The 15,709-nt window shown below is 35.9% G+C and carries 14 protein-coding genes and 1 pseudogene; 4 read left to right on the forward strand and 11 right to left on the reverse strand.

Annotated features, from left to right (window positions below; translation table 11 throughout):
- Positions 1-117: 117 nt before the first annotated feature.
- Complete coding sequence (locus ERK18_RS01615; protein WP_034978190.1) at positions 118-810, reverse strand: 2,3-diphosphoglycerate-dependent phosphoglycerate mutase; 693 nt, start codon at positions 808-810, stop codon at positions 118-120.
- Positions 811-968: 158 nt separating this feature from the next.
- Here ERK18_RS01615 and ERK18_RS01620 point away from each other — a divergent pair, with 158 nt between their 5' ends.
- The 3 genes from ERK18_RS01620 to ERK18_RS01630 all read left to right on the forward strand — a co-directional run bounded on the left by ERK18_RS01620 (position 969) and on the right by ERK18_RS01630 (position 3,997).
- Entirely contained in the window at positions 969-1,766 is a 798-nt protein-coding gene (locus ERK18_RS01620) for a DUF6612 family protein (protein WP_187154010.1), read from the forward strand.
- A gap of 338 nt (positions 1,767-2,104) precedes the next feature.
- Positions 2,105-2,875 carry a hypothetical protein gene (locus ERK18_RS01625; RefSeq protein WP_187154011.1) on the forward strand — a complete coding sequence of 257 codons (771 nt, stop codon included), beginning with the start codon at positions 2,105-2,107 and terminating at the stop codon, positions 2,873-2,875.
- Positions 2,876-3,025: 150 nt separating this feature from the next.
- Entirely contained in the window at positions 3,026-3,997 is a 972-nt protein-coding gene (locus ERK18_RS01630) for a Gfo/Idh/MocA family protein (RefSeq protein ID WP_187154012.1), read from the forward strand.
- Between the two features lie 190 nt (positions 3,998-4,187).
- Here the strand turns inward: ERK18_RS01630 and ERK18_RS09660 are convergent, their stop codons facing one another.
- The 10 genes and pseudogenes from ERK18_RS09660 to ERK18_RS09665 all read right to left on the reverse strand — a co-directional run.
- Entirely contained in the window at positions 4,188-5,018 is an 831-nt protein-coding gene (locus ERK18_RS09660; RefSeq protein WP_187154013.1) for an SLAP domain-containing protein, read from the reverse strand.
- A 401-nt stretch (positions 5,019-5,419) separates the two neighbouring features.
- On the reverse strand, positions 5,420-7,249 hold the full coding sequence (locus tag ERK18_RS01640; protein ID WP_187154014.1) for a cation:proton antiporter family protein: 1,830 nt from the start codon (positions 7,247-7,249) through the stop codon (positions 5,420-5,422).
- A 162-nt stretch (positions 7,250-7,411) separates the two neighbouring features.
- The gene (locus ERK18_RS01645) at positions 7,412-8,536 is read right to left on the reverse strand and encodes an SLAP domain-containing protein (protein WP_187154015.1); all 1,125 of its coding nucleotides are present in this window, start codon (positions 8,534-8,536) and stop codon (positions 7,412-7,414) included.
- A gap of 44 nt (positions 8,537-8,580) precedes the next feature.
- Positions 8,581-9,798: an SLAP domain-containing protein gene (locus ERK18_RS01650; protein ID WP_187154016.1), complete on the reverse strand. Its 1,218-nt coding sequence runs from the start codon at positions 9,796-9,798 to the stop codon at positions 8,581-8,583.
- Positions 9,799-9,920: 122 nt separating this feature from the next.
- On the reverse strand, positions 9,921-10,412 hold the full coding sequence (locus ERK18_RS01655) for a sigma-70 family RNA polymerase sigma factor (protein WP_187154017.1): 492 nt from the start codon (positions 10,410-10,412) through the stop codon (positions 9,921-9,923).
- Between the two features lie 232 nt (positions 10,413-10,644).
- Positions 10,645-11,139: a hypothetical protein gene (locus tag ERK18_RS01660; RefSeq protein ID WP_187154018.1), complete on the reverse strand. Its 495-nt coding sequence runs from the start codon at positions 11,137-11,139 to the stop codon at positions 10,645-10,647.
- 140 nt (positions 11,140-11,279) lie between these two features.
- Positions 11,280-11,486, reverse strand: a complete 207-nt coding sequence (locus ERK18_RS01665) for a hypothetical protein (protein ID WP_187154019.1) — start codon at positions 11,484-11,486, stop codon at positions 11,280-11,282.
- Between the two features lie 146 nt (positions 11,487-11,632).
- Positions 11,633-13,426: an SLAP domain-containing protein gene (locus tag ERK18_RS01670; protein WP_187154020.1), complete on the reverse strand. Its 1,794-nt coding sequence runs from the start codon at positions 13,424-13,426 to the stop codon at positions 11,633-11,635.
- 528 nt (positions 13,427-13,954) lie between these two features.
- On the reverse strand, positions 13,955-14,203 hold the full coding sequence (locus tag ERK18_RS01675; protein WP_109586780.1) for a DUF2922 domain-containing protein: 249 nt from the start codon (positions 14,201-14,203) through the stop codon (positions 13,955-13,957).
- 43 nt (positions 14,204-14,246) lie between these two features.
- Positions 14,247-14,363: pseudogene (locus ERK18_RS09665) on the reverse strand (DUF1659 domain-containing protein); the annotation flags it as partial.
- A 306-nt stretch (positions 14,364-14,669) separates the two neighbouring features.
- On the opposite strand from ERK18_RS09665, the gene ERK18_RS01685 reads away from it, so the two are divergent.
- Positions 14,670-15,533 carry a hypothetical protein gene (locus ERK18_RS01685; protein WP_109586782.1) on the forward strand — a complete coding sequence of 288 codons (864 nt, stop codon included), beginning with the start codon at positions 14,670-14,672 and terminating at the stop codon, positions 15,531-15,533.
- The last annotated feature ends 176 nt before the right edge of the window (positions 15,534-15,709 follow it).

Below are 15,709 nucleotides of genomic sequence, written 5' to 3' on the forward strand. Positions count from 1 at the left end.
AATATACTGAGTTACAGTGACAGCACTTAACATTTTTGTAACAAGTAACAACTTAGTTGCAAGTACTAAAAAAATTCCTAACTGTGAAAGTTAGGAATTTTATTTTTTAACTTAAAATTAGTCGTCTAATTTTTCTTTGTTAGTGACATTCAACTTGTCGTCAAAGGTGTAAACTACTGGTTCACCGGTCTTCATTTCCAAGTTCATAATATCAGCATCAGAAATGTTTTCGATGTACTTAGTCAAGGCACGAAGTGAATTACCGTGAGCTGCAATAATAACGTTCTTGCCAGCTAACAAGTCTGGAGCAATGTGGTCTTCCCAGAAAGGCATAACTCTTTCCAAACAAACCTTTAGGTTTTCAGTCCGAGGAATGATGTGTGGATCAAGATCGGCATAACGACGATCATGAACTTGGCTGTATTTAGAGTCATCCTCAATCTTTGGTGGCAAAACATCATATGAACGACGCCAAATGTGAACTTGCTCATCACCGTATTTGTCAGCAGTAGCTTTCTTGTTTAAGCCTTGCAAGCCACCGTAATGACGTTCGTTTAATCTCCAGCTCTTAGTTTCCGGAACCCAAAGTTGGCCGCTTTCTTCCAAAGCATAGTGTAGAGTCTTAATGGCACGAGTTAAAACAGATGTATAAGCTTGATCGAACTGCAGACCATGTTCCTTAATTAACTTACCTGCGTTCTTTGCTTCTTCAACGCCTTTTTCTGATAAATCTACATCAATCCAACCAGTAAATTTATTTTCAAGGTTCCATTCACTTTGTCCGTGACGGATCAAAACTAATTTTGACATGAAATATCTCCTTTGCAAATTAAATGTTTCACTTACTATTTTACACATTTACATTTTGTTTTCATAGGGTTTAGGACTAAAAATCATTTTTAAAATCCAAGTTTTACGATACAATAGATATAATGATGATTATAAGAAAAGAGAATACCTAACTCACTATGAAATTCAAAAAATTATTAATGGGCTTGAGCTTAGTTGCAGCGCTTGCTGCAGGCGGATGCTCCAAGCAGAAAAAGCAAAGCGAACCCATTCTAACTAAAAGCCAAGTAATCAAATGTTCACAGAAATCATTTAAGAGTGGACAAGCCAAGCAGGTCGTAACCTTAGGAACCGATACTTCCAAGCAAATTGTTACTACAACTGCTGTTTTTGGTGGCAACCCTACTGTATTTCAACTTAACTACCAAACTCAAGCCAAAGGTAAAACACAATCTTCGCAAGAGTGGGTTGATAATTCCAATCACGTTTATATTAACGGCTCAAGTGACTGGTATAAAGCGGATTTTAACAAATTAACCGGGCACTCTTACGCTGATTTACTCGATTCTATAGTTAATAATTCAATGTTAATGGATCCACCTAAGGCTCTTACTAACGCTTATAAAATGACTAGAAAAGGTCACACTTATACTTTAAAAGCGAACATCACAGACCAGAAAACGATGAAAGATGCATTAGATCCGATATTTACCACCAATACTCAAAGCCCTAAGCAAAAAACCATCTATCATAAATTAGTCAAAATGGGCAAAATTAAAGGTATGACTGCAAAACTTGTGGTTAAAAATAAAAAGATGTATAGCTTTCAATATCTAGTTAAAATTAGAGTAAATAAATTAATGCAATTCAGCGCTGGACAAAGTTATGGCAACATGGGCAGCAAAGACTTCTTAAAGATACCTACCAATGCCCTTAATGCTAAACCACTGCCTAAAACCAACAAAAAGAAAAAATAATTTTAAATCATAGCCTCGAAACTAAAACTTTCGGGGCTTTTATTTGTGTAAGACTTCTAAGATAATTCTTTGACCAGAGACAAAACCAAGACTTGCAAATTTAGGATTAATTAATTCATCAAAAACCTGTTTTTTTAAGCCTAATTTATGTAAAAAATTAAAAAATCATACTCTGATTAATGTACAAAACAATTTCTTATCATTTTTAAACTCTATTGCGTCAATGATGCAATTGTTACGCTGAAAAAAAATCGGACAAGTTTTTATATCAACTTAACTAAAAATGCTATATAATTTCCTTAAGGTAAAATAAAAATATTAAAAAGGAGATGTCCACAATGAAATTGAAGAAATTTTTGACGGCTATGTTATTGTCTGCCACTTTAGTTGGTGGTGGTCTAACTCATGCAAAAACAGTCGATGCAGCATTATCAAAAAAGCAGGCTATTGCAATTGTTAAAAAGAAAGAGAGCAACCAAACTAGTGGCCAATATACTACCAGCACAAAGATTAAAAGTGGTAAGCAAAAAATAAATTTCGACTCTCATGGTGCTTTTACCACCAAGCCTGAACTAGTTCAAGCCATTACTAAAGTAAAATCTGGCAAACACGCTGAAACAGTAGAGCAATGGATTGATATGGACGCAAAACGTGTCTACACCAAAGCAGATGGCAAATGGCAATATACACCTATTGCAGACGCTGATACTGCCAAAACTGATATAAAAAAATATAGTAGCGATCTGAAGAAATTTGCTAAAAGCATCACTACTGATTTGAGCAAGAATGCCAAACTTAGTCATAAAGATGGAGTTTATACCCTCAAAAGTAATGTCAATATTACTAAGGCAAGTAAATTTCTGAACAAAATTTTTAAAGACTATAAGGTAGATCTCAAGTCGTTCAAAAAGCACGTTAAACTCAGCAAGTGTAATGTTACTTTTAAAATCAAAGATAAAAAAATAACAAGCTCTGCTACTTCTTTTAAAATGAACTACGACAAAAAAATGCCAGCTTCATTCAACTTTAGAATCTTTGGCTTCGGTAATTCCGACTCTTTGAAGTTACCAGATGAAGTCAAAATCGCCACTCCAGCATCTGCAAACTAATTTGAGCAATAAAGTAAAGGTCTTTATATGAAAACAACTATTTTTAGTAAATATTTAACTATCATAATTATGGTGCTTTTAGGTTACTTAATGAGATAAAATGACTATAGAGTCGTTTAAATATTTTCATTAGTAATCGGAGGTCCAAAAATGAAATTAGGAATTATTGGCAGCGGTAAAATTGTTCACGATTTTTTAACGACTGCTGCTAAAATTAAAGGCCTTGAACTTGCAGCAATATCCACTACTAAACGTAGTCAGCCTATTGCCAAAAACTTAGCTAAGCAATACAACATTAAAGAGGTATTTGCTGATAACGGGCAGTTGTGTCATGATGAAAATGTCGACACAGTTTATGTAGCCGTACCTAATTCTTTACATTATGAAATCGTAAAAGAAGCTCTTCTTGCAGGCAAAAATGTTATTTGTGAAAAACCATATGTAGAAAATGTTGCTCAAGCTGAAGAACTTAAAGAATTAGCTGACAAAAAGGATTTAATCATTGTTGAGGCTATCACAAATATTCACTTGCCAAATTTCAAAGCGATTAAACAACAATTAGCTGAAATTGCACCTATTCACATTATTTCTTTAAACTATACGCAGTATTCCAGTCGCTATGATGATTTTTTGCAAGGCAAAATTGCGCCTGTATTCGATCCTGCTAAAGATGGTGGAACCCTAACCGATTTGAACATTTACAATATTCACTTAGCTGTTGGTTTGTTTGGTGAGCCGGAAAAAGTGCAATATTATCCAGTAATGCAAAAACAAGTTGATACTTCAGGCATACTTAATTTAGTTTATCCTGATAAACAAGCAGTTTTAATTGCCGCAAAAGACAGTTATACTACTCCAAGATCGTTTATTGAAGGTGAAAAAGGAACTATCTATTTTGATGGTTCAACTGGTGTTATTAAAAATTTCACGGTTGAACACAGAAACGGTGATGACAGTGAGTTCAACTTTAACGAGTTTGACCACCGAATGGCAAGTGAGTTTACGGATTTTGTGAAAATTATTGATACCCACGATACACAGAAAGCTAATGATTTATACGAGCATAGCATAGCTGTCATGGATGTATTAGCCAAAGCAAAGCAGTCTGTTTCTAATAATTAATATTATTAACTAAAAAACGCAATCAGTTCTCCAGTTGAGAAAGTTGCGTTTTTTTGTATCAAAAAAGAGGTCAGAGAATTTTGAAAAAACCTGTAAAAGCAATTTTTTCAAAAAACATCAAAGACCTCTTTATCTTTTATATTAAATTTACTCAATAATTTAATATAAAAAGCAAATTAATGATTACTCATTACTTTGAAGGGGTTGAGCTAGCTGAACCGTTGGATCCGGTTGAACCAGTTGAACTGTTGGAACCAGTAGAACCGTTGGATCCGGTTGAACCAGTTGAGCTGTTGGAACCAGTAGAACCGTTAGATCCGTTGGAACCTGTTGAACTTGTCGAGCCGTTAGATCCGTTGGAACCTGTTGAACTTGTCGAGCCATTAGATCCGTTGGAACCTGTTGAACTTGTCGAGCCATTAGATCCGTTGGAACCTGTTGAACTTGTCGAGCCATTAGATCCGTTGGAACCTGTTGAACTTGTCGAGCCGTTAGAACCAGTTGATGGGGTTGAAGTCTTCTTCTTAGCTAAAGCACTTGCCTTAATGTATCCTGCTGAAGTTGAGTAGTATTTCTTGCCCTTAATGGTAACAGCTGCACCAAATACAGTTACTTTTTGGCCCTTACGAACTTTACCGTTCTTCAAAGCCTTGCCACTCCTAGTAACCAAAACAGTATTCTTAGCTACTTTAGCAGCCTTACCATTAACATTAACAGCCTTGATGTATTGGTTCTTTCCAACTTTGTAGTACTTCTTGCCCTTAACAGTCTTTTTGCCAAGAACAGTTACTTTTTGACCAACCTTAAGTGTCTTCTTAGTCTTAACTAATTTTTTGCCCTTAAGTTTGTAAACAGCAGAATTAGCACCGACTTTCTTGGTCTTAGCGGCCTTCTTAGCTGCACTAACTTCAGTTGGGACACTACTTAGAGCGTTAGTAGGTAACTGATTAACATTAACAGCTAATAATGATGCACCAGCTACTGAAACTATCATTTTCTTATAAAAACTATTTTTACTCATTTTTTTGAGCCTTCCTTTTTCATTGACAAATTCGACGCCCCTAGCTAAACAGACTTAAGAACGCTATAACTCTTACTGAGTTACATAGGATTAATTTTAGCACTATAAACATCCAAAAAAAAGACTATAGTTTTAATAAATTATTATTTTTTGTCATACACACTCGCAAAATTTTTTCTAATTTTTGCTATTTTTACAGCAAACATTTTGTATATTGCAATTAAGCAGTCTGCTTTTTAATAATATCAAATTATCTCCTATACTTTTACAATTTATCAAAATGTGACATACAAAAAAGACTAACTCTTATTGTATAGGAAGTTAGTCCTTAGTTAAAATTCTAATAAAGTATCCCACATTTAAGTGTTATACCTGCAAACTGTTTTTTTTAATTAACAAAATTACTTATTGCCTACAACCCTGCGGATACGGTCAGCAACCTGATATTTAGAAGTAAATATCAATTCGTCTCCCATTTCAATAACTGTATGACCATGTGGAACCAGCCATTCTTGTCCACGACGAATACGGCTGACTGTGATATCACTTGCTATATCCCAATCCATCAATTGACGACCTGAGTACTGCCTATTGCGGACAACAACAGAATAGACAGCATTTTTGGTATCGCTCATCACATTATAAACAGCAGGCGATTCTATCAGTGCTCGCAGCAATGATGAAGTAACATTGCTTAAATCAAAAACTTCCATGCCACTGCTGCGCAATTGCTCGACCTTGGCAATGTCAGCACGTTTTTGACAAATAATAATCCGCTTGAAATTACCCTTAGCTTTTGCCAATTGCCCCAGTCGCAAATTAGTTTTGTCAGATCTCATAGCTGCAACAAAAATATTCCCGGCAAAAACATCAGATTGACGCAGATTTGCTTCATCCAGTTTTGGTAATAATTTTAAATCCGGCACACGACTCTTATAAATATTATAGTGTTCACTACTGGTAGTATACATTTGAACTGAATACCAATTATCATGCAAATCAAGCATGACTGGAACTGTTAACGCATTGGTGCCTATAATTATAACTTTTTCCTTGATACGATCCTCAGCTTTTAATTTAAATATTGCATTAAAAAGTATCGGGCAAAAAATGCAAACTATTACAGCGGCTAGAATAAAAACATCAGATTGCAAGCGTGTAATAACATTTAGTTTTCTGGCCACTGCTAAAGTTGGTAAAACAATGGTGATCGTAGTAGCGGTTAAAAAACCACCCGCAAAACCATTTCTGAAACCAAACTTTCTGGCATAAACTAACGCAACAGGCAATTTTGCCAGAAATAAAAACAGAACTAATATTGGTAACAGAATTAAAGAGTTGGGATGTGCCAAAAGTGATCTTAAATTGAGTTTAACTCCCGTCATAATAAAGAAAATAGGAATAAAGAAGCCGTAACCAATTGAAGTTAGCTTATCAGCAGTTTCCTGACTAGGCTCCAGCAGCTTCATGACAATGCCGGCTAAAAATGCCCCTAAAATATTTTCTACCCCGACTCTTTCAGCAACTGTTACTAAAGCAAAAATTAAGAAAAAGGCTAACCGAACATCTAACTGCGTAGTTGACTTGGTCACTTTAACAAACCACAAATAAGGCTGCTTAAAGTGCCACAACAGTAAAATAGCCACGCCAAAAAGCAAAATAATGAGCCACAATTGTCTAGTATTGCCACCATTAATTGCAGCATAAACCGTCAGCAGCATCAACGGAATTACTTCTCCTAAAACTGCAGTTAATAAAATCGTCTGACCTATCGGTCTATTTAAAATATCTTTTTCTTTTAAGGTCGCAATTACTACTCCCAGTGCAATAGTCATGAAAATAATGGTTGCAAGCATCGTATCGCCAAATAAGCCAAACCATTTTAAAACTAATGCTAGGCAAACAGATAAAAGGGCCACACCTAAAAATGCTTCTAAAGCAATTTTAAAGGGAGATATCTGATCCGGCTTTTGTTCTTGCTTATGCTTTGGTTTCAACAAATCAAAGTTGATTTCCATCCCTGACAAAAACAATAGCAAAATGACGCCCAAATTTGATAAAAACGAGAGGTCATGCGTTGGCTGTACAACATCAAACCCACTTGCACCAAGAATAATACCAATGATAATTTCTGCAACGGCCGTAGGAACAGCATTTACCTTTAATCGTGCCATTAAAATAGGAACAATTAAGGCAAACAAAACAACTAGGAATAAAGACAACTGGGCCAACAGGATTACCTCCTCATTTATTCTTAGTCGATTATACAAAATATTGACGAGCAGAAAAAATAAAAAGGGTAGCAAGTATTCATAGCTTTCAAAAATCAATAAATTAAAATTTTTCTGCACATGAAAACAGGTCATGACAATTATCATGACCTGTTTCTTTAATTAAAAATTGGCTGCTTTAACAAAGCGATTAGTATCAATTGGGTAGTACTTATTACCATTAATATTGACGCGACCACCATATGTCCGAACGGATTTGCCCTTCAAAAACTTGGTAGTGCCAATACGAATTCCGGTAGTATCGTAAATATAGGCATTATGGGTTAATACACGCTTGGAACCAATGATATTGCTGGCTACAACGTATTCATTTTTACCAATTTGCAAATATTTTTTACCATTTATTACCTTTTCTTGTGCCACGGTTACGACCGTCCCAGTGGTTTTTAATGCCGCATCAGTGCGTTTACCTTGAGCATCATATGTATAAGCATCATGCATCAAGGTTTTCTTGCCAGTAGGCGCTTGAGAAACAGGATCAGAATCTGTTGCATTTGATGAATCGTCAGGAAGGGTAGAAGTAACTGTTTCTCCTGCCTGCAAATCGTAATAGTACTTCAGAAGTGAGTAAAAGTCATTCATTGAATAACCCCATTTTTTGAAATAGCCATCAGGATCGGTATGATTAGTACCTCCTAAAAAGCGCGATACTGCATGATGAGACCAGATTGTCCCTTTACCAGTATTTGAAGCATTAGAGGGTTCGATGTTATATCGATGCAACAACTTAGCCGCATAAATGGCATTGTTATTCACACTTTTAGCAAATTTATTTCTGGTAGTTTCTTGACAAAGTTCAATTTGAATAAAACGGTTGTTGGCTATTGCTCCAGCACCCCAGACGCCATATCCTGGAGTCATCATCTGAATAATCTGTTTGTGGTCAACAAAAGCGTGGACATAAGAGTACATATTTTTCCATTCACGGTTAAAATAAATAGCTTCATTATAAGCGGATGCCCCGGGAGTTGCAGTTTCGTGAATTACAATACCTTCCGGCTTTCCTTTTCTGTACTTGATCTTATTGCCATTGGCGTAAAATTTGTTATACTTAATGTTCTGTGTCTGGAGCATTTTATATAAAAAAGTAACGTCAACATAGCTGTTTTGTTTAGCAATCGAGTTAATTGAGGCAGCCTCTACCGCCTGAGATTGACTGACGTTAAAAATAGGTGCAACTAAACCTACTCCGATAGCAACAGTAGTTATTAGTTTCTTTATCTTCATCTAAATTTTCATTCCTTATTTCGTTTGTGAGAAATTACCTTTGTCTAAAAATTGCCTTTCTTAACATACTGGTGAATGCCTACCCTATAATATTTAAGTCCGTATATTGAAATTGCTCCACCGTAGGTTGCAATGGATTGACCCTTCTTTAACACCTTTTTATTGTCACGATTGCCATAGTCGTTGTAAACAAAAGCATTTTTCTTGAGAAGTCTCATAGTGCCGTCAATATTGCCACTGGCAATGTACTGATTTTCACCAATGCGATAATACTTTTTGCCATTAATAGTTTTAGTGCCATAGGTAGCAATCACCTTGCCGGTGTTGCCTACTTTAATTGCCTTAACTTTTTTTACTCGTTTGCCTTTGGAATTATAAACATAAGCGTTATGCATCAAAGTCTTGTTAACTTTTTTCTCACCCTTTGGAGCTTGAGAAGCCGGTGGAAGAGCACTGCCCATATTTAAAATAGTATCGTTAACCCAGCCCTTACCGGCAATGTACAAGCGCTTTTTACCGTTGTAAAAAGTAATGGTCTTAGTTACAGTAACTGCATCACCTTTAGCAACTGAATCGGTTTTGGCAGATACTGAGTGGTCAGTTGGACAAGCATAAGTGGCACCTGCTTTTTTAACAACATAAGATTTGCTGGTGTTCGAAATCTTAGGATCATATTGCGTTAAGTTCGAAGTAGTTATTCTGGTGTTTAAAATAGTGTTGTAATTATTGGCGGTAGCGTATGTACCAGTTAGAGCCTTGGTGGCATCTGCATAAGAAGCAGCATTTTCGAGCCATGCTCCTTTGTAGCGCTCTGGCTGCCAGGTAACACCTAAACGAAGTTTTTTACCATTATCATCAAATGAATCCTGGTAAGTATTGTATTTCCTAAATTTCGCTGTCACGTAGTAGCTCTTGCCATTTTTGTCTTCTTCACGTGTTTTAGAAGAATAGGTTGCTCCTTGCCAGCTATCATCAGCCTTCATTCCAAATAAATTATTGGCATTAACGGCCAAACCTGATTTGCCCCAGTTAGATTCCACAATTGCCTGTGCAATCATAACTGAAGGGTATAACCCATATTTTTTAGAAACTTTTTGTGCCTGCTTAACAGCAGTATTTAAAAATGTTGTTTCATCTGCTTTAGTTGCAGATACTGTCTCAGCCTTTGCTGGAGAAGTGGCAATTAAGTTGTTGGTAACCGGCATCAAGAGCGCTGCACCAAGCACCGCTGCTGAAAAACCAGTGATTAGTTTTTTCTTCATAAATAAAATTTCCTCCTTAACCGACATCTTTATTGTATCGAGCAATTAAAGTATTAACAATAGAATCCGCTTATTTGTAGTCAAAAAGTAATATTGTCAGTTTTAATATTACAAATAGTAATTTATTTGTCTAAGACTTCCTGTAAATGATACAAAAGTTCTCGTTTCAATCTTTGAAGTTGTACTCGATTAATACCAGTCTTCTCAGCTAAAGCACTGATTGTCTGTCCACCCAGCAAATGACCTATGAACAAAATACGTTCAACCTTAGTCATTTGCGCTAACTCTTTTTCAAGTGCCAAATGATTATTCCAGTTATCCAGCAACCCTACCTGTTCAGCAGAGTCAAAACCAATTTCTTGCTCAGTTATTCGCTTTTGCTTACGCAATAAGTCCAAAGTATGCCAAATAATTTTACGAAAACTAAGCCGATCAACTTCAGTTCTTGTTCTGCCTGCTAATCGCGTTAACATTTCTGCGTAAATTATTATACCTTCCTGCAAAAAGTCTTCGTAATTAGTATAGTCCATTCTGACGTGGGCGTACTTCAATGCGCCTCTGACTAATTTCTGATTCTGCCATGCAGTTATAAATGCTTTTCTACTAATCTTCATTTGTGACATTCCTCTGTTTCAAATATGTCACAAGCGCTTGTGCTCTTATAGATTAGCAATACTGCTTAAAATTTAAAAAACATAATATTAATTTTTTAGCGTTTAGATTAATAAACATTTAACTTTTACTTTTAATTTCTTTAAGCTTATCCCATATATCATAATTACAATAAATCTACGGGTAAAAAAAGAGTAAAAAAATATACGAACTTCAGAAAGATTGTGCATTTTCTTAAAAAAGAGTATCTGGACGTTTACTGTTTAAATAAGCAGATTTGTGAGCATCAGAAATTAACGGTAATTCATAATAATCAGCTAATAAATTGCCATACCGAGCATGCTTTTTATCTAATAATTCGGTCATTACTTTTTTTAACGATATTTCTTCCAGAGATTGATGGGGATGAAAGTAAGAAGACTGGTCAATAAGAGAATCTCCGACAGAACTTTTGACCCGCCAGCCTAAATTACTTTTTAAATGTACTGTACCCAGAAGGTAAAGTGCGTGATTAAAAAATAAACTATCGCTAACTTTGCGGGGAATATGACGACTGCAGTTATTATACGTGAAAATATAGCTAAAGCGATTAACTGTCACGGATTCAAAAGCAGTTACATTATTTCGCAATGACGAAAAACTTGCCATATTATGCAGAGCAATCCAGTCAATATTACCAGTATTATAGCTACGCAAGGAAAAATAAGCTAAGCGTCCTGTGGCAATCACATTGTGCCCGACTAAATTAATCTTACGTGCAAATTCTCTTTGAAATTCCAGCCCTGCTAACAGACAATTCTGAGCAAAAGATGTTAGGTGGGCTTGAGTACTGCGACAACTTAAAATAATCCCCTGATCACAGTCAAAAATTAGCTTTTGTACTTTCCTAAAAGGGGTTGCTTCTGAAACTGATATAAAGCAATAGTTGCAGGATTTACACAATAAAGTTCATCTTCAACCAAGTATTTATCTATTTTTCGATCTATCCCAATTCTCTGACGCAAAAGCTTTTGCGACCAAAAACGATATTTATGTCCACTAGGCAGGTTCCAGATATCACTTTCTTTTTTTGACAATTCATTCCTCTCCTTTAATTAAAGTAGACGAATACTATTATACTGAAAATGTTATCGCTTGCATAGCTCAATCAAAGGTAAAAAAGCACAAAAAAACAAGAGCGATATAATCGCTCCTGTTCCTTAATTAGCTATAAAACTAATAATTAGTTAGCAAAGTTTGCAACCTTAACGTATTGCTTGCTTGGTCCACCAATTCTGTAGTAAGCCTTACCATTCTTGAATGTGTAAGGTGAACCAAAAGTAGTAACCTTTGAGCCAGCTTTCAATACACGTCTGTCTGCACGCTTCTTGCTGGTCTTGTACACATAAGCGTTGTGGCTTAATGTACGTGAAGTACCATCGATGTTATCAGCCATTACGTATTGGTTGTCAGCAATTTGGTAAACTAAGCTGCCATCAGCAAGTTTAGTAGCTGCACCGATTACTTCAACTGTGGAGTAAGCACGTAACATATCAGTACCAACACGCTTGTGATCTTTATCGTAGATGTATGAGTTGTGCATAACAGTCTTCTTAACCTTGTTTGCAGGCTTAAATGTACCGTCAACATACTTGCTTTCTACGTAAAGGTCTGAATCAGCACTGTTAATGCGGTAATATGTCTTATCGCCAACTTTGATTGGTTCACCAAAGATAGCAATCTGATCACCGTTCTTAACAGTAGTCTTTGAATCTGTTACAGTGTTACCGTCAATCTTGTAAACTGGAACGTCACCATCTGATTGAACTGTCTTGTATTCTGCACCCTTAACACCAACAGTTAGTAAGAAAGTAACTTTAGTAGTCTTACCGTCAGCATTAGTAGCACTTACAGTAACTGGATATTTACCAGCAACCTTAGTATTAACTTTACTTACATCAACTGTAGGAATCATAGTAGTTGTGTCAGTACTACTTACTTGTGTCTTAAATGCATCTTGAATAGCCTTAGTATTAACTACACCATTAACTGGAACATAGTTGAAACTAACATCACCAATTGTGTCAAGAGTAGTTGTACCTCTCAAAGCAGTGCTTTGTCCATTAAAGTACATTTGAGGGAATGAACCATCAGCTTCCGTTGCTGTTGGGTTAACACGTACATTAAATGTAGCAGTTTTACCATTAGTTGCATACAGGTGTGTAGTAACTGTAAATGGAGCTGCTGGTTTGTCAAAACTACCATTAGCCTTTACAGTAACGCCAGCAGCCTTCAAGCCATCTCTAATATCTTGTTCAAGGTTCAAGAAACTTGGTGTAGCAGCTGAAGAGTCATTGCCAGCAGTTGTTCTAGGGGTATACTTACCATTCTTACCTCTTGAAGCGTCAATCTTGTCTGCTACAGCAGAAACACTGTAACTATTTGTATCAAGATCTACTGAACCAGAGTCAGCAATTACATCCTTATCAGTATCTTTATCTCTATAAGTAACGTATGGTGCACCCTTCAAATCAGTGTTAGCAACACTAAATACTTTACTTTGAACTTGAACTCCTGAAATTACGCCAGTACCATCTGAAGGCTTAGTAGCTTTATTAACAGTATAGTCTGTATTAGCTTTCAAGCCACTAATAGTAACTGGAACAATAGCTACATAAGATTTACCTTTTTCAAGCTTATCAACTGCTTTTGCACCGCTAGCTACAGTACCAGTGCCATCAGCATTTGCTGTAGCTTCATAAATAGAAGCTTTACCAGGAATTACATTAGCACCTGTTGGCAAAGTTGGGGTAGAGAGTGAAGCAGCAACTTTGGATGCTACATCGCCATCTACTAAACTAGTAGCGTTAGTTATATTCAATTCCAATGTAGCAGTAGTAATGCCGTCTTGTGTAGTTCCGCCAACAACTGGAATATTAGTATCAGCAAATACTGTTGATACACCGGCTGCAGCAACTGGAGCAACAGCTAATAAAGCAGCTGCAGCAGCACTAACAATTCTTAAATTTTTCTTCATGTGGTCTTTCCTCCTTGTGTATATACAAAATAGTAATAGGCTATAGGTTCAGTCGTGATGAGCCTACATTGTTACAACACCCTTCAAGCCGAATTCATAAGTTTATAACTCTTATGAGGTAGCTTTCGAGCTGAAGAACGCGCATGCGTACAGGCATTCGAACCTGAAGCATAGCTATTACTTACCACATTTCTTATTGTACCTACCTTTTGCTCAAATTGCAAGACATGTAGTTATTTAACATACTTTTGTAACAAACGCTTACAGATTTACAGCTTATTTTTTACTTTTCAAAAAATAATAAAACCCTCAACAGCACTACATTCAATGTTTTTTGCCGCTAACAAAGTTAATAAAGTTATTTTATTTTCTATTAAATTTTACAAAATAATAACAAAATAATTTGAAATAAAGTAAAAATCACGCCAAACTTGCCTTGACGTGATTTCCTATCTTTACTAATTATTTTTACCGCAAAATTGTTTGATTTTAATTATCGTTTCTTTAATTGTCTCCAAAAACTGCAGGTTACATTGACTGACCCTGAGTATTATCGAACAAACTAGTAACAGTTCGTTCAACATATGAAGCAGATTGTGGAGTTTTATACAAATCCACCCCTTCTTGCGCAAATGCTTTTGCATTTGCTATTGTTTCCATTGCTTTCTTTACCTCTGTTCCTGCCAAATTAGCGGCAGCATCTGGTAAAGACAAATTAACCTTTTTGTTTGCACCGTTTAGAAATACTAATTGTAAAGTTTTGGTTTTTGTTACCATATTATTTGCTCCTGTCTTAATCATTTTTAGTTGAGAGATTTTATTATTCATCACCAATAGGGATACCTTGTCTTTGAATTAAAGTCGCTGCGCCCAGATCATCACCCTGAAGCTGTGCTAAAGCTGCACCTACTTTAGCCAAACTGCCAGCTGTTGCTCCTTCTCTAACGTTCTATAAAATTCGTGATTTAGTACCGTCTTTGCTGTATTTGGAATTTAAAAATGTGTATTGGACTGATTGTTCTAATAATGCAAAATTCATATTATCTTTCTTCCTTTTCTAAATAGTGTAATCAACCCGCGCGCCAGATGTCTTACACTATTACTAACGAAAATGGGCGGCAAAATGTAACATTTTTTCTTAAAAAATGGTCACGTAAAGGTGAAAAAACACCATTGAGTAGTCAAATCTGCTTAAACCATCTATAATTAAACTAAGTATTAGTAAGGAGGATAAATTCCTATTATGAAAAAAACGACAATTGGTACGATTGTAGCAGTAGTAATTATCGCTATTGGTGGTGGCGTTTTTTACGCAACACAAAAATCCAATAATGATAAAGTTGAAGCTTCCTATAATAGTGCAATGACTACCGGTAAAAATGCGGTTGCTGATAAGGACTATTCAGAAGCAAGCTCTGCATTTGCCAAAGCTTTCAGTATCAAGAAGACTGACCAGGCTAAAGCTTATAAAAACCAGTCGGATAATATGATTTCCGCAATTAACGCAACTAAAAAAGGCAAATATAATGATGCGTTAAACGAAACTGCCAATGTAATTCAAAGAAAAAACGGCTATGCAGTTTTAGTAAAACAAGGTAAAAAATTAAAGACTACTATCGAAGATGTTCAAGATAATTATGAACATGAAATTCAACCAATCTTCCTCGCTGCATCCCAAGCGGAATTAGCTAAGCAATATCTTAAAGCAGCTGACCAATACCAAAAGGTGCTGGATCTGCCTTATATTGATGAACAATATTACAGTCAGTACAAGACAAAAGCAGAAAAAGGTCTCAAAGATAACCAAAAAGCTGCTAAAGAAAATAATAATGGTTCCTCAAGTCAAAGCTACAATTCAATTTCAGGCAAAGGACCAGATACTGGCAATGCCGGTAAAACCGGTGAAGGTTCTATGGGCAACCACAAGGTACATGGTAAAACAGTTACTAACAAGCAAATAGCTCAACTGCGTAAACGTGTAGGCAAGTTTGGCTATGACTCAATGTCTTGGAGCCCGCAAGATTTGATCGATCTTTACAGAAAATCTGGTCGAACTAAACCAAGCAAAATTACTAAACAAGATATTCAAAACTATCTTAAGCCATAACAAACAGTATTAGCCAAAAATTAACATACTGAACCGTCCTGATTACTATGCAGGACGGTTTTTATTTAACCAGTTGGTCTATTTTAATGCAGCTGTAGGTAATGCTATAATTTTATTAAAAACCACCATATATAGAAGTTAAACTGCTTCAATAGTTGCTTTTATAGCCTAAACTC

Origin of the sequence: Lactobacillus kimbladii, from assembly GCF_014323605.1 — a bacterium.
GTDB lineage: Bacteria > Bacillota > Bacilli > Lactobacillales > Lactobacillaceae > Lactobacillus > Lactobacillus kimbladii_B.

Excerpts from the sequence above, each read along its gene's own strand:
- ERK18_RS01615 (WP_034978190.1), bottom strand. The coding sequence starts at position 810 with ATGTCAAAATTAGTTTTGATCCGTCACGGACAAAGTGAATGGAACCTT.
- ERK18_RS01620 (WP_187154010.1), top strand. The coding sequence starts at position 969 with ATGAAATTCAAAAAATTATTAATGGGCTTGAGCTTAGTTGCAGCGCTT.
- ERK18_RS01625 (WP_187154011.1), top strand. The coding sequence starts at position 2,105 with ATGAAATTGAAGAAATTTTTGACGGCTATGTTATTGTCTGCCACTTTA.
- ERK18_RS01630 (WP_187154012.1), top strand. The coding sequence starts at position 3,026 with ATGAAATTAGGAATTATTGGCAGCGGTAAAATTGTTCACGATTTTTTA.
- ERK18_RS09660 (WP_187154013.1), bottom strand. The coding sequence starts at position 5,018 with ATGAGTAAAAATAGTTTTTATAAGAAAATGATAGTTTCAGTAGCTGGT.
- ERK18_RS01645 (WP_187154015.1), bottom strand. The coding sequence starts at position 8,536 with ATGAAGATAAAGAAACTAATAACTACTGTTGCTATCGGAGTAGGTTTA.
- ERK18_RS01650 (WP_187154016.1), bottom strand. The coding sequence starts at position 9,798 with ATGAAGAAAAAACTAATCACTGGTTTTTCAGCAGCGGTGCTTGGTGCA.
- ERK18_RS01655 (WP_187154017.1), bottom strand. The coding sequence starts at position 10,412 with ATGAAGATTAGTAGAAAAGCATTTATAACTGCATGGCAGAATCAGAAA.
- ERK18_RS01670 (WP_187154020.1), bottom strand. The coding sequence starts at position 13,426 with ATGAAGAAAAATTTAAGAATTGTTAGTGCTGCTGCAGCTGCTTTATTA.
- ERK18_RS01675 (WP_109586780.1), bottom strand. The coding sequence starts at position 14,203 with ATGGTAACAAAAACCAAAACTTTACAATTAGTATTTCTAAACGGTGCA.
- ERK18_RS01685 (WP_109586782.1), top strand. The coding sequence starts at position 14,670 with ATGAAAAAAACGACAATTGGTACGATTGTAGCAGTAGTAATTATCGCT.